Genomic DNA, 14,555 nt, shown 5'->3' with positions numbered 1-14,555 from the left:
TGTTACGCTCTTGATGTGCGGAATGTGGGATAAAATGCCGGAATATCCCCAGATAATTCCAACTCTCATCCTTTCTGACTCCTGACTCCTGACTCCTGTCATCATACAATAACTAATTATCCGGATAATATCAGGACTTATATCATGTCCGGATAATTAGTGATAAAAAAACTGTCTCCTTCTCTTCTTCTTTATTTCCTCCTGACTCCTGACTTCCCTCCCCTCTTGGGAGGGGAGGGGCGAGGGGTGGGTTGACTCCTGACTCCTCCGTCATTTATTTATAACTGTTGAACCGGACATGATATTACGCAAATTCTTATACCAAATTCAAAAAAGGTCGCTACAGTATTAATCTCAAAACTCCTACCAACAGAATAAAGCACTGTAACAGTATTTTTTGAAAATGGTATTAGACAGTACGCTATCAGTAGGGGGCGAATGCCATTCGCCCCTACAATATATGGCGGTTATGCGTAATATCATGTCCGGTAGCATCGGTATTGTATAGTGAAGTAAGGAAGAAGTAGGGACGCCATTCGTCAGCTATGCGTCAGCAAACGGCCGAAAGCTTGCGCATAACTATCGTTAACGCCCCTACAAGACAAGGAAAAACCTTATATGACGGTAGATATTTCCCCAACTTTTACACAAACGATACAAACGGACATGATATAAGTCCTGATACCATTTTGAAAAAAGAATGCTACAAAAAGGTAGAGTTTTATCGGATATGCTTAAAAATAGCTTCTCCAGTTCATTTTAGATATTTATATCTATTGTTTTTCCCTTTTTTTCAATATTTTTCCCCTCTTCCTTCTTCCTTCTTCCTTCTTTCGTACGGACTATGCAACGTCCCTACCATTTGTAACAAACATTTATCACGCTTGGTATGATATATAAAACCCCGCCTTTTAAGGCGCAATATTTTTGGAGAGTTGCTCACGCATCCCCGTTACAAAAATAACTATCGTTAACGCCCCTACTTCCCCCTCCCCTCCAAGGTCGGGGTTAGGGGTGGGTTGACTTCTGACTTCTGACTTCGTTAAAGTTATGTTTCCTTGTGGCTAAATATCAACACACCATCTTCGAGTGCCCCATGACGAATCATTTTCTTGTCGCGCTGGTAGTTCTGCGGGTAGATCCAGGGTTCGCAGTCACCCTGCTTTGGGAATAAGTGCATCACGCGCTGCATATAGCCAGAAGAAAAGTCTTTGATTAAAGAGCGTGCTTGCATATTCCCATCTCGATCGCGCAGACGTGGCGTACACTGATGAAATCCCATCTCGTCCATGTAGTTAATCAACCGACACACATATTCTGCCACAAGTTCGGCACGCAGAGTCCAGGAAGCATTGATGTAGCCAAAGACCGAGACCAGGTTCGGTACATCCGAATACATCATACCCTTATAAGTATAGGTCTTCGGAAATTCAATTGCCTGGTTGTCTACACTGAATTGCACGCCACCGAGTATAATCAGATTGAGCCCCGTCGCTGTAACAATGAGGTCAACTTCCAACTCTTTGCCCGATTTCAGGAGTATACCCTTCTCAGTGAAGGTCTCAATTATATCAGTGATAACGGAGGCATTACCTGACTTGATTGCCTCAAAGAAATCGCTGTTCGGTGCGAGACAAAGGCGCTGGTCCCAAGGGTTGTAGCGTGGGGTGAAATGAGTCTCGACATCATAGTCATCTCCAAGTTCTTTGCGGACCAGCTCAAGAAGTTTCTGCTTAACCTTCTCAGGTTTCGTACGCGTAATACGGTAAAATAATTGTTGGCGTGTGATATACTTCCAACGAATAATAGCATAAGCCAGCTTTTCGGGCATGAACTTGTTTAAGAAATTGGCAAGCACATCAGACTCAGGGTTTGAGACAACATAAGTAGGCGATCGCTGCAACATTACTACATGTCTTGCATCCTTAGCCATTTCCGGGACTAGGGTAATTGCAGTAGCTCCAGAGCCAATGACAACCACTTTCTTATCGCGATAGTTGAGATTTTCTGGCCAATCCTGTGGGTGAACTATTTCTCCCTTGAAGGACTCCATCCCTTTGAAATTAGGTGTATAACCCTCTTTGTAACTGTAATACCCAGAACACATTAGAAGGAAGTTGCAGCTAAACAGAAGGGTCTCAGCCGTTTTCTTGCATTCAGTTTCAACTGTCCAGACAGCACGATCGCTTGACCAAGTAGCCTTCTTCACCAGGAGACTATAGCGAATGTGTTTGTCAATGCCGTTCTCGGAGGCTGTTTCCTGAATATATTTCAAAATTGATGGCCCGTCAGCAATAGCTTTGGCTTTGGGCCAGGGCTTAAAGCTATAACCGAGGGTATACATATCACTATCGGAGCGAATGCCTGGATAACGGAAGAAGTCCCAAGTTCCACCCATTGAGTCTCTACCTTCCAGAATGATGTAGTTTTTGCTGGGACACTTGAGCTGTAGATAGTAAGCGGCTGCGATACCGGAAAGTCCTGCTCCGACAATCATAATGTCAAAGTGTTCCGTGGACATGATTTAATTCTCCTCTGTTCTTATTTGGCTGCGAACCCGCTCACCTCACTGTTTTTTAAATTCTAATCTTCTACGGGGAAAAAATATATACAGCTAACTCTCTTACCTTAGAATGTTAACCACATCAATATAAATGAGTTACTATACAACCAAATCAGATGACCGAACTAAATAATGCTACAGTAGTCCTGACTGGTGCTACAGGGGGGTTTGGCCAGGAACTTACGCGCCAGTTACTACAAGCTGGTAGCCATCTAGTCCTGAGCGATATCAAACAAGATTCTCTAGATGAGCAAGCTTCTAAAATAACCAGCGAAATAACTACAGGGAAAATAATTTCTTGTATTGAGAGCGATCTTTCTCACCCCGAAGGCTGCTTGAATCTCTACGATCGAGTTAAAGCATTAGATATACCCATTGATATTTTAATTAATAATGCGGGAATAGCATTATTTGGTCGGATGGACGAAGTTCCCTCTGATAAATGGGAACGGTTGATGCAGGTCAATTTACTATCACCAATGCGGTTGAGTTCTCTTTTTGCTGCAGGAATGATCGAGCGCAAAAAAGGACACATTGTCAATATTTCTTCTCTATCAGGTTGGATAGCTGCTGGGGGAATGGCTCACTATTCCAGCAGTAAATTTGGCTTGCGTGGTTTTAGTGAAGGACTTTTTAATGAAGTAAAAAGCCATAATGTTAAAGTCACTGTTGTTTATCCTTTTTTCAGTCGTACCCCTATTCTTCTCTCAGAACGTTATGGAACGCTAGCTCAAGGCAAGGAAGGTTTTCCTGAACACTTGGCAACTAATCCAGCTAAAGTAATGGAAAGAACAATTAAAGCCATTGTTCGTAACCAACTTCATGTATTTCCCGATCAACCCGCTCAAATTTTGCATATTTTCAAGCAGTATTTCCCTGGGTTGGTTGATTGGATTAGCGATCGATTGATTTCAAATCAAAAGACAATCTAATATCAAATCTGGTTAAACAGTTATAGAATGGTTAAGTCAGGAGGAGTCAACCCACCCCTAACCCCTCCTGGGAGGGGAAGTCAGGAGTCAGGAGTCAGGAGGAATTAGAAAGATGAGCGTAGTTATAGCAGTTGGAGAATTTTTTTTATGTCCAATTAAACGGATTTGATATGATATTATGTCCGGATAATCAGTTATAAAAAAACTTCTGGCTTTGAACCTTTCTTTTCCTTCTGCCTTTTGCCATCTGCCTTCTGCCTTCCTTCCTCCAAAGTGTAAGTATTCGACCGAACATGATATAACCCACTGTTTTACGCCAAATCAGGGTTTATCAAAGGTAAAGTAAAAAACTGGGCGTTGGTAATTGCTAAGATGATTTTCTAGTAGGGGTAACACCCCTTGTCTACTTTGGTTGGATATTCGCAACTACCACAGGGGGATGATCCTTAAGGTTTCATCTCTTCATTTACCGAAAAATTGTGGGTATGCGCCTCCCCTTTTAAGGGGATAATAAGCGGTCGTTTGCGGAGCAGTCCGTTAGGATGGGATGGCTCCGAAACCTGCGCCATATCCAATCGACCAAGAGAAGAAAAATTTTCATGAATTTGTCAATCCTATCCGTTTCAAGGAGAGGTAATTATTCATTATTCATTATTCATTATTCATTGTTGAACAACGCCAAAAATTAATTCCATTCAGCTAAAACAATTTTTCCAATAGTTCTACCCTTTTCAAGACGTTGATGAACATCCCGTAAGTTTTTAGCATCGATCGGTTTGACTACCTCATTGCAAGTTGTAACAATTACACCATCTTCAATTAGTTGACTCAACTCATTAAGTAAATTACTTTGCTCTACCATATCTTCTGTTTGATACATAGAGCGAGTAAACATAAATTCCCAAACAAAGCCACCACTCTTACTCTTCAAAGTATTCATATCTAGCGGTTGTTCATTTTCGACAATGGAACAGATCGTGCCTTGGGGTTTAATCGCTTTAGTCATAGCTTCCCAGTGACCATCGGTGTCGTTCAAGCAAAAAATATAATCGACATTTTGATAACTAATTTTCTCGATTTCCTCCGCAAGGTTATTTCGATGATTGACCACCTCATCAGCACCAAGTTTTTGACACCAAGCAATAGTTTCAGGACGAGAAGCTGTAGCAATAACATTAAGCTTGGCTAGCTTTTTCGCTATTTGAATCGCAATAGAACCAACTCCCCCTGCACCATTGATAATTAAAATTGATTTGCCTGCATCTGCTCCTTTTTTATCAATATTCAATCTTTCAAATAGAGCTTCCCAAGCAGTGATACCAGTAAGAGGAATAGCTGCTGCATGAGCAAAATCTAAATTCTGGGGTTTGCGACCGACAATTCTGGCATCCACCAAATGAAATTCACTGTTGCTACCAGGACGAGTAATATCTCCTGCATAATAAACCTCGTCTCCCGGCTGAAATTCTGTTACTGCTTCTCCAACTTCTACCACGATACCTGCTGCATCCCAACCAAGAATACGGGGTTCAGATTCAACCTTATCTTGAGGAGAGCGGACTTTATAATCTACTGGGTTAACAGAAATTGCTTTAACCTGTACCAGTAAATCTTTGCCTTTTGCTGTGGGTTTAGGGATTTCAACATCTAACAGGCTATTTTCGTTATCAATTGGTAAATATTGAGTTAAACCTACTGCTTTCATGGATTTTACCTCCAAATTTTAAATATGTTTGGCGATCGCGTATGGCCGCGACTTATGAATCACAGGATCGTATCGTATTTAAAAGCTTACACAGCAATGATTTCTCCGTAATATAGTTATTCAGAATAAGAATGGGGCATTTTTTCAGCTCAAACCCTTTCACAGCAAGAAAAACTCGTATCAATCTAAACAAGAATGACTATAGTATGAAATACTACTAAATAGTTTCTTGACATATAAAGAAGAAGATAAAAGCTTTTGAACGACAGATTTTATGCCTCAGCATCATGTATTTCCCGTCCTAAAGCCAAAGTTAGCTTTGCACAGAGGACTGTAACCCAACCGATCCAAATCCCTTCATCAACCTTGCCAGATAATAGTAGACCGCTTAGTTCTACAGAAGCCCAGATATATAGATCGTCCTCTTCAGTCCCAAACCAGTAGGGATGGTCATAACCATCAATCCACCCATCCATTTGCTTATAAACAGTACTCACTTTTTTCCAATCAGAATCAGAAAGGTCATTAGGTAGATTTAGGGTTATTTTGATGTCTCCAGGGGTTAAAACACCCTGGATTCTAAGCGGATGTGATGGGTGCGGGCGCTATTGCCACGCAACGCACTGCTTACGATATTTTTTGGTTAGACAATCTAACTTATATCGTTGTGGGAGCATCAAAACTCCTCTACCAACCTTGGCTAAGTCCATACTTAGCTGTGTTGCTAATTTTTTGATAATATTGGCTGCACCATTACAGTCAGCATTGATAACTTGACCTTTTGCTGAATGATACAAGCCACGATTTACACGCTTTCCTGATGCTTTCCACCTTTTCCTACGGAATGCTACGCAAACGGGTTTTTCACCAAATGTCGGTAGAAAATCATCATCTAAAAAACTAGCTTTACTCGTATAGCTTTCCTCAGTTTCAACAAACTTAATCCCATACTGCTCAGATAATTCAGCTATCCTGGTTTTTAACTTGGCTGTTGGTATTTGAACAAACTGTTGGTTATTTTTCTTGCCAATGTTAATACTATCTTTTTGGCGTTGATTCCACCCAAAAACTACTGTGCCTACTTGATGCTCAATGCACCAGTTGATAATAAACCTAGCTGCTTTGTTCACATTATCCCGCATCTGACGGTTACGCTTTTCAGTTATAGCTGCTAAGTTATCGTCCCAGTAGTCAGCAGACTTACCTGATTTGATTTGGGCTAGTTGCTTGTTGTACCATTGATTTTGAGATTTTACCTTTTTGCCATCAACTATAAAAGCCTTACCTACATTGCTCACGCAGGTTAACCAATTGCTCAAGCCAGGGTCAATACCCAAAACGTTTTCTGCTATAGGATTGCCTGTTTCTGGTTTGGATTGCTCATAAACAAACTCTAGATAGAAACAATTATTTCTAGGGACGAACCTATACTCTTTAATCTGATTAAAATCTAAGTTATTAGGCATTGGTAATAAGAATTAGAAGTTGACCCAACTTTTGCGCCATCCGTAATAATTAAGCGTGTCAAAGGTAGAGCTTCACATCATTTGAGGAAAGAATTTCCTAGATTGCTAAAATTACCCACACTTTGGACTCCTAGTTTTTTCTGTGCAGCAACAGGAAATGCTTCAACGGAGACTATCAGGAAGTACATTGAAAACCAAACCGGAAAGTAACACCGGGTTAAAACCCGCGTGTCGCTATTCAACCAGCCGTTAAAACAGGCTGGCTAACTTTCTCCCGCCATTTTTTAGGTTTGTTCCATATTCACGCGCTTTGTAAGTTGATTTACATAAATGTATGAAATACAAGGCTCAAATCTAGTTTAAACAGTAGTTTAGGTTAGACATGACCTTAAAATGGCTATGCGCCACTATAAAGCGGTCTATTTAGGGCGATTTGCTTGATGAACCCAATCTATGTGGTGCGGTTACTTCTTAGGCTAGGCCGGAATGACATCAAACTTGCCATTAGTGCGTATATAGATGATGCTCTCCTCTGTTGCTTTAGACGAGACTTGATGCACCGACTCTCTCTTCAAGCTGAAATAACTGCCCGGCACCAAGGTCTTGAGATCGGTCTCACTCGTCACTTGGTACTGTGGTTGACCCTGGATTACCACAGCGTGGAATGTGGAGCCGTGGCTAAGTATATTTCCAGTAAATCCAGCAGGTAGCTTGACAAAACTCCCGTATAATTGGTCGTCTTGCGGGTTGCCCCAAAGAAAGGCTACTTTTGGTCCATTGGCAGAGGCGGGCATTCCGGGTTGATCGATCCAAACAATGTTTGATGGGTCTACGTTAATTGGCTTATCATCGCTAGAAAACGCCTCCTCAGTGGGAAGTACAAGATACGGCCCCTCGTCGATCTCTATGTATGCCAGGTTGCTGCTGCCCTCGGCAGCGGTAATGTGCACACCTCCGGCTGGCTGTGTCCAGAAAGAACCCGTCGGCAGCCACATCTTCTCGGCATTCGGGTCATCGTTGTGAACGGTGCCACTAATAGCCACTCCACGGTAGGTGATATTGTGAATGTGAGGCGGCGACGAGAAGCCATCCACAAACTGAACGAGGAAGCCTGACGGCCCGGAGCCAGTGCGATCGCCCCAAAGAGTACCAGCCCTCGGGCTTTGGTCGCCACGGGCGGGGTTGAGAGGTCCCCACTGGACTTCGGACCTCAAGACTACCTCGGAGGTTGGCTTGGCTGCTAATTCCGACTCGATGCTTTGGGATGCGACCTGCGCGCAACCCAAGGCGGTTACGAAGAGTGCAAGTGCGAGTAATAAAACCTTCTTATATTTTTCATGGGGAAAATTTTTGGTAATCACTTAGTTTGATGTACTACTAAAGTTTAAGCTAAAACTGTCTCAATAACACGTACAATCTCTTGGCATTTCCCTGTATTAAGTACATCGGGATGGGGAGAGACAAACTGACCTAAATCGTTGTCGAAATACTTGCCTGAAGCAGTTTTGAACTCATCCGTAAGTGCTGCACGAGTCAGTATTTCTGCTCCGATGCGGATATCGCCACCAGCTACTCCAAATGCCTGCTTTACCATTTTGCTGCCAAGCATCGATCCAGGGTTAATCGCGATGATTATAGGACCGTTATCCTCAAGGGAAACTGCTAGACTGCGCGACCACATTGTAAGCGCTAGTTTGCTTTGTGCATAAGCTGCTCCGTCGGACAACTTGACTCGTCCAGTCAGTGCTTCTCCTTGGACGGTCGATTGAGCAGCGGAAGAAAGATTAATCACCCTTCCTGAAGTACCGAGCAGTGATAATAACCGTTGTGTAAGCAGATAGGGAGCGATGGTATTGACAGCAAAGCGTATATCAAGACCATCCTGGGTAACAGGATCGGGCGCATTATAGACACCTGCATTATTAATTAAAACATCAAGTTTAGAGTGCTTTTCCGCTACAGTTTTCGCGAGTTCCTCGACATTATCCATGAGCGATAAATCGGCTACATAGATTTCAATACGTCCGCCACCTTTGAGTTCAAGAAGCGTTTTTTGCAGTTGTTCGAGCTTTTTTGGATTACGACCGTGCAATAACACATGGTGCCCCAGTGAAGTAAGTATCTTCGCTGTTTCCAGTCCAATACCATCGGTAGAGCCAGTAATTAAAATAGTTTTTTGCATGGCTTTGTCTCTTTTATCCATTGAAGTCTGGCAGGATATCATCTGCTAAACGTTTCAGTGTTGTATCAATATCGGCTTTATTAAAGCGCAGGTTCAGTGCAATATGATTTACACCGATCTCTTCTCGGACGCCAGATAACAGCATCATCAAGCAAATCAAGGGCTGCTGAAACATTTGCTGCACAGAAGTGTTCAAAAAACTCACGAACGGTTTGTTTATTCTTTTCAGTGTCCATTATTCGATTTCCTGAATAGCAATAACTCCTTGCTCCCAGTTACGCTGGTTCTCCATATCATTTTGAAGGCTTGTGTCATCTGCGATTTGGAAACGCTTAATTGCTGGTGTTTTGCTTGTTGCCTGATAAAGCCAGTAAGCTTCTTCTCTAAGAGCATCTTCAATTGGCTTGTCGATTGAAGCATAGACTGCCTGCTTGCAAGCATTAATCGAATCAGCGGGGAAATAGGCGATGCGTTTTGCCAACTCATCAACGTAAGCACCAATTTGATCGGCATCAAGAGCCTTATTAATAGTGCCATAGGCTTCTGCTTCGTCCGCATCAAAATCACGGGCACTTAAAATAATTTCCAATGCTCGGCCCAAACCTGCCTGACGCGCCATGCGTGATGCGCCACCACCACAAGGTAGAATGCCCATACCGACTTCCATCTGCATGAACTTTGCCTTACCACGAGCTGCAAAGCGCATATCACAAGCTAGTGCAAATTCATGACCGCCACCGCGTGCGAACCCTTCGATTTTGGCAATAGTTGCCTGTGGTAATTTACTAATACGCTCCAGTGTTGTCTGTAGATAGAGCAGTTCTACCTCATCGCGCGATACTGCTGTTGTAGACATATCTTTGAGGAAATTAGTGTCGGCATGGGCTACAAAAATCTCTGGGTGCGCAGACTGGAAAACAACAACTTTGATGCTGCGATCGCCCTCAAGTGTTTCCGCCAAACGATTTAGATCGTCTAGCATAGGAATCCCTTGAATATTCACAGGAGGGTAATCAAAAGTAACAGTAAGGACTGCTCCATTCTTTGTCGCCTTTAATGTAGTGTAGTTTTCATCAGCCATATCTATCTCCTTTTGCAAGTTGTTAAAAATTGAACATCTAAAAGTTTCCCATTCGCTTTAGCGCGGGGTGCTGACTGTTTTATGAGTTATATGATTAAAAGTATAATAAAAATGCAAATAATGACAAGTAGGTACAATTTTTTTATATAGTGAGTTAAAAGTAACTATTGAAAGGTTTAGAGAATTATGACGCAGAAAAATAATTACGATCGCCCCTATGGGTGTTCTGTCGAAGCCACGTTATCGGTGATTGGTGGACGGTGGAAACCTGTGATTATTTTTAATCTCTTGCAGAATGATGTATTACGTTTCGGCGAATTGAAGAAAAAAATTAAAGGTATTACGCAGCGTATGCTTGTTAATCAACTACGCGAATTGGAAAAAGATAATATTGTCGCGCGAAAAGTCTATGCTGAAGTACCGCCACGAGTAGAATATTCGCTTACAGATTATGGTCGTACTCTGGAGCCAATTATGATTTCTATGAGAGATTGGGGAGCAGAGCATATGAATGTAAAATGTGATTAGTCTTTTTCTTTGTCAAGTAATAAAAATTAGCTCGTTAAAGTAGTTAAGCTCTCTAAAAACATTATTTCTGGAAGTCAGAATGCGCGAAGTGAAAGTTGATAGATTTAAAGTATTGACGCTTACAATAATTTCAGCCTATTATTCCAGATCATCAGTTGCTGACTATTTGTGACATCCTTAGAGTAAATTAGTATAGATGAGACAAATTGAACTAAAAATTACTACCTAAAATAAAATGCAAACCAAATTTAATTTTTTTCAGCACTGGTATCCTCTTTCTCCCATTGAAGACCTAGATCCAGAAATACCTGTTCCCGTCACTCTGCTGGGAATACGTTTAGTTATCTGGAAGCCAAGATATTCTGAGAATTACCAGGTATTTTTAGATGTTTGTCCTCACCGTCTAGCACCCTTAAGCGAGGGTCGTGTTGATGAGAAAACGGGTAATTTAATGTGTAGTTATCATGGTTGGCAATTTGATTCTCAAGGTATCTGTACTCATATTCCCCAAGCTGAAAATCCTGAAATTATAGCAAAAAATCAACAAAATTTCTGTGTTACTTCATTACCAGTGCGTCAAGAAAATGATTTACTCTGGGTTTGGCCTGATGCGAAAACAGCAGACTTAGCTGCTATTACACCCCTACCATTATCAGCACAAATAGATGCTGACAAAGGTTTTGTGTGGTCTTCTTATGTCCGCGATCTCGAATATGATTGGCAAACTTTAGTAGAAAATGTAGCAGATCCTAGTCATGTTCCTTTTGCTCATCACGGGGTTCAGGGGAATAGAGAAAAAGCTGGACCAATAGTTATGGAAATTGTACAATCAACAATTGATTTAATTGAAGTTTCTAGTCCTGGAAATTTGCCGACAAAAATTACTTTTGAACCACCTTGTCGTTTAGAGTATGAAATTAGTATTGGTGGCAGTGGAAAAAAAATAGGACTTGTTACTTATTGTTTGCCTGTATCCCCTGGTAAATCTAGAATTGTTGCTCAGTTTCCCAGGAATTTTGCTAAAACAATTCATCGACTGACACCGCGTTGGTGGGATCATATTAAAACTCGGAATTTAGTTATCGATGGAGATATGATTCTATTAAGTCAACAAGAGTATTTACTTCAACAAAAACAATTAAGTGAAAGTTGGAAAACAGCTTACAAGTTACCTACAAGTGCAGACCGTTTAGTAATTGAATTTAGGAACTGGTTTGATAAATATTGTGATGGTCAACTACCTTGGAGTCAAGTAGGAATTAGCATACCAAATAACTCACTAATAAATAATAATCGTGCTTTGATATTGGATCGTTATCAACAACATACTCAGCATTGTAGAAGTTGTCGGCAAGCATTGAAAAATCTACAAAGATTACAAATTTTACTTATAACTTATTTCATAATCATTGTGTCTGGAGTTGCTATTTTTCCTGACAATTTGCGGATTCAAATAGGTTTACCTTTAGTAATTACAGCACTTTTGGGAATGGTAATTTATGCTTGGTTGAAACTGTGGTTAATTCCTCAATTTTACTTTGTTGATTATATCCATGCTAAAAAATGAATTGCTTTCAAAAGTATGCAACAATCTGTGTTCAACAATTAATAATTAATTATGAATAATTACCTCTCCTTGAAAACGGATAAGATTGACTAAAAGGAAAATTTTTTCTTCTCTTGGTCGATGGTCGGCCAGCGAGGAGACCCGCTCTTGACAAAGCTGCTTTGCAGTCCGCCATCTCTCGACCGCTTTTTTCTCCTTTCAAGGAGAGGCTTTAAAGCTTAATTATTCGGTAAAAATAACTGGAAAAATCACAGAGGTTAGTTAACAATCAAATTACGTCAATAAATAGTATTTAGAAGTAGAATATCCAAGTAGAGCAAAGTTTTTGAGAATTGGTATCAGACTATTTGAATCGAGATGCACTTTTTATAGAATTATTTTTTTAAACTTATATAAATTAATTAAATAGAATTTCCATAAAATATAACTACTGAGGAAGGCCCTAGTTTCATTAGTTAAACTAATATCATCAACTTAATTAACCTAAAAGCAAGCAGTTCAAATTTTATTTTATTAAATAGAAAGTAGAAGATAAATCAGAATAAATTATCTAACAATTATTTATAAATTAAGCAAACTTTATCTGATGGAGAATAGGGGTTAACTAAGTTTTGAAGTCCTGTAGGAATGACTGATAACTGGTCACTGAAATGACCCAGTCTTAGTTATAAAAAATACTCACTAATCTTTTACCACTTTCTCAGGTGAATCTCAGATTTTTCATAGAATATCTTAATATCGATAGTAAATACTTTATAAGTGTAAGGTTGAACTTAATTAATTGGAGAAAATAATATTATGAAAAACATCAACAAAAAATTAGCTGTATCTACTGCGATCGCTGGCGTACTAGCTGTTGGTCTTGCTACTGTTTCTAGTAATCAAGAAGCTCTTGCTGGCAAAGAAGGTATGGAGAAATGTGCTGGTATTGTTAAAGCTGGCATGAATGATTGTGGTGCTAATGACCATACCTGTTCAGGTCAGGCTAAAGTAGATTCAGATCCTAATGAGTGGATCTATGTCCCAGAAGGTACTTGCGAGAAAATTGTTGGTGCAAGAGTTTATGTTCCAGAGTCTAAATAGATATCAACTAAAAATTTAAACAATTATAACAAAATTTGTGGCATCTTTGAATAGGGTTATGATTTGATAATCATAGAGTAGAGCAGAGGAAAATATTTTATAAATAGCTCCCTTTTCCTCTATTTATCTCTGTTGAATCAAATCAGCTAGAAATTCAAGAATGCCATATTTTTTTATCTTTATCTCTTAAGAGTTTAATGGCAATATGAGTCAGGAGTCAACCCACCCCTAACCCCTCCCAACCCACCCCTAACCCCTCCCTGGAGGGGAGGGGAAGTCAGGAGTCAGGAGGGAAGAAAGAAGAATTCAAGAAGAGGAGAAGGATAAAGTTTTTTTCTCACTAATTATCCCGACATGATATTATTCCTTATTTCTAGTTCTTTGGTCTTTCCCTATTCCTTATTCCTTCTTATTTCTTCCTTCTTCCTTCTTAAACAAAAACAGCTTATGACAACTGAAATAGAATCTCAAAAACTAGAATTTGATGTTAATCAAAACTGGCAAAGTAAGGGAGATTTACCCTACATTCAGTCATCATCAATTCAAGGTGCAGGAATTGCCTTACGTTCCCTCCATTATCAATATATTCTGACTGAAAAACCGAAAGTAAATTGGTTTGAAGTTTTATCAGATAACTATTTTTGTGCTGGTGGTTTGCCACTATTTAATTTAGAAAAAATTCGTCAAGATTATCCTGTCACTTTACATGGAGTAGGAATGTCTTTGGGTTCAACAGACCCATTAAATTTAGATTATTTAACTCGCCTAAAAAATTTAGCAGCAAAAGTTGAACCAGATTTTATTTCCGACCATTTATCTTGGATATCTGTCAGCGGTCACTATCTTAACGATCTAATTCCGCTTGTTTATACAGAAAAGGTGATGGATTTTGTGGCATCCCGTATTCTGCAAGTACAAGAATTTTTAGGTAGACAAATTTTAATTGAAAATCCCTCCCCATATTTAACTTTTACAGATTCAACTATGTCGGAATGGGAGTTTATTGAGGGATTAGTAAAAAAAGCTGACTGTTACTTACTTCTGGATATAAATAATCTTTATGTTAATGCTATAAATAATGGAATTGACCCTCTAAAATATCTGGATGGTATCCCTGCAAAAAGGGTTAAACAAATTCATTTGGCAGGTTATGAAGAAAAGGAAAATTATCTATTAGATACCCACGGTTATCCCGTACATCCTCCTGTTTGGGAGTTGTATGAAGAAGCCTTAGTCAGGTTTGGCAGTGTACCTACTTTAATAGAATGGGATACAGATATTCCAAGTTTTGAAGTGTTAATGGCAGAAGCAAATAAGGCTGAAAAATTATTACAAAAGGTCAGTTCATTAATGGATAATGAATAATGAATAATGGATAATGGATAATGGATAATGGATAACTACCTGTCCCCAAAAGGGAGAGAATTGACCCTTAAGGAAAAAAATAA

At 39.9% G+C, this 14,555-nt stretch carries 14 protein-coding genes and 1 pseudogene; 6 read left to right on the top strand and 9 right to left on the bottom strand.

The window, feature by feature from the left end; translation table 11 throughout:
- Positions 1-793: 793 nt before the first annotated feature.
- Positions 794-943, bottom strand: coding sequence for a hypothetical protein (locus SAGCYANO_RS32305; RefSeq protein WP_202223815.1), 150 nt, complete (start codon positions 941-943; stop codon positions 794-796).
- 105 nt (positions 944-1,048) lie between these two features.
- Positions 1,049-2,521 (bottom strand): NAD(P)/FAD-dependent oxidoreductase, encoded by a 1,473-nt coding sequence (locus SAGCYANO_RS32300; protein ID WP_202223814.1) that lies wholly within the window; start codon positions 2,519-2,521, stop codon positions 1,049-1,051.
- Between the two features lie 158 nt (positions 2,522-2,679).
- On the opposite strand from SAGCYANO_RS32300, the gene SAGCYANO_RS32295 reads away from it, so the two are divergent.
- Positions 2,680-3,495 carry an SDR family oxidoreductase gene (locus SAGCYANO_RS32295; protein WP_202223813.1) on the top strand — a complete coding sequence of 272 codons (816 nt, stop codon included), beginning with the start codon at positions 2,680-2,682 and terminating at the stop codon, positions 3,493-3,495.
- Positions 3,496-4,180: 685 nt separating this feature from the next.
- Here the strand turns inward: SAGCYANO_RS32295 and SAGCYANO_RS32290 are convergent.
- The 3 genes from SAGCYANO_RS32290 to SAGCYANO_RS32280 form a co-directional block, all read right to left on the bottom strand.
- Positions 4,181-5,200, bottom strand: a complete 1,020-nt coding sequence (locus SAGCYANO_RS32290) for a zinc-binding alcohol dehydrogenase family protein (protein ID WP_202223812.1) — start codon at positions 5,198-5,200, stop codon at positions 4,181-4,183.
- A gap of 272 nt (positions 5,201-5,472) precedes the next feature.
- The gene (locus tag SAGCYANO_RS32285; protein ID WP_202223811.1) at positions 5,473-5,697 is read right to left on the bottom strand and encodes a hypothetical protein; all 225 of its coding nucleotides are present in this window, start codon (positions 5,695-5,697) and stop codon (positions 5,473-5,475) included.
- 108 nt (positions 5,698-5,805) lie between these two features.
- Positions 5,806-6,666 carry an RNA-guided endonuclease InsQ/TnpB family protein gene (locus tag SAGCYANO_RS32280; RefSeq protein ID WP_375340030.1) on the bottom strand — a complete coding sequence of 287 codons (861 nt, stop codon included), beginning with the start codon at positions 6,664-6,666 and terminating at the stop codon, positions 5,806-5,808.
- A 27-nt stretch (positions 6,667-6,693) separates the two neighbouring features.
- Between SAGCYANO_RS32280 and SAGCYANO_RS32275 the strand changes: the two are divergent.
- Positions 6,694-6,876, top strand: a pseudogene (locus tag SAGCYANO_RS32275) (transposase); the annotation flags it as partial.
- Positions 6,877-7,142: 266 nt separating this feature from the next.
- Here SAGCYANO_RS32275 and SAGCYANO_RS32270 read toward each other — a convergent pair.
- The 4 genes from SAGCYANO_RS32270 to SAGCYANO_RS32255 are packed head-to-tail and all read right to left on the bottom strand — an operon-like array spanning position 7,143 to position 9,929.
- Positions 7,143-8,027 (bottom strand): DUF4437 domain-containing protein, encoded by an 885-nt coding sequence (locus SAGCYANO_RS32270; protein ID WP_202223810.1) that lies wholly within the window; start codon positions 8,025-8,027, stop codon positions 7,143-7,145.
- A 23-nt stretch (positions 8,028-8,050) separates the two neighbouring features.
- On the bottom strand, positions 8,051-8,869 hold the full coding sequence (locus tag SAGCYANO_RS32265; RefSeq protein WP_202223809.1) for an SDR family NAD(P)-dependent oxidoreductase: 819 nt from the start codon (positions 8,867-8,869) through the stop codon (positions 8,051-8,053).
- Entirely contained in the window at positions 8,862-9,044 is a 183-nt protein-coding gene (locus SAGCYANO_RS32260) for a hypothetical protein (protein WP_202223808.1), read from the bottom strand. Before SAGCYANO_RS32260 ends, SAGCYANO_RS32265 begins: the two co-directional genes overlap by 8 nt.
- 39 nt (positions 9,045-9,083) lie before the next feature.
- The gene (locus SAGCYANO_RS32255; protein WP_202223807.1) at positions 9,084-9,929 is read right to left on the bottom strand and encodes an enoyl-CoA hydratase/isomerase family protein; all 846 of its coding nucleotides are present in this window, start codon (positions 9,927-9,929) and stop codon (positions 9,084-9,086) included.
- A gap of 186 nt (positions 9,930-10,115) precedes the next feature.
- On the opposite strand from SAGCYANO_RS32255, the gene SAGCYANO_RS32250 reads away from it, so the two are divergent.
- The 4 genes from SAGCYANO_RS32250 (at position 10,116) to SAGCYANO_RS32235 (ending at position 14,472) form a co-directional block, all read left to right on the top strand.
- The gene (locus SAGCYANO_RS32250; RefSeq protein ID WP_202223806.1) at positions 10,116-10,457 is read left to right on the top strand and encodes a helix-turn-helix domain-containing protein; all 342 of its coding nucleotides are present in this window, start codon (positions 10,116-10,118) and stop codon (positions 10,455-10,457) included.
- A 235-nt stretch (positions 10,458-10,692) separates the two neighbouring features.
- Positions 10,693-12,024, top strand: a complete 1,332-nt coding sequence (locus SAGCYANO_RS32245; protein ID WP_202223805.1) for a Rieske 2Fe-2S domain-containing protein — start codon at positions 10,693-10,695, stop codon at positions 12,022-12,024.
- A gap of 798 nt (positions 12,025-12,822) precedes the next feature.
- The gene (locus SAGCYANO_RS32240) at positions 12,823-13,107 is read left to right on the top strand and encodes a DUF2282 domain-containing protein (protein ID WP_202223804.1); all 285 of its coding nucleotides are present in this window, start codon (positions 12,823-12,825) and stop codon (positions 13,105-13,107) included.
- A gap of 447 nt (positions 13,108-13,554) precedes the next feature.
- Complete coding sequence (locus tag SAGCYANO_RS32235; RefSeq protein WP_202223803.1) at positions 13,555-14,472, top strand: DUF692 domain-containing protein; 918 nt, start codon at positions 13,555-13,557, stop codon at positions 14,470-14,472.
- The last annotated feature ends 83 nt before the right edge of the window (positions 14,473-14,555 follow it).

Source organism: Okeania sp. KiyG1 (assembly GCF_014132355.1).
Lineage (GTDB): Bacteria > Cyanobacteriota > Cyanobacteriia > Cyanobacteriales > Microcoleaceae > Okeania.
Note: the sequence above shows the minus strand (reverse complement) of the source record. Positions and strands in the feature narration are given on the sequence as shown.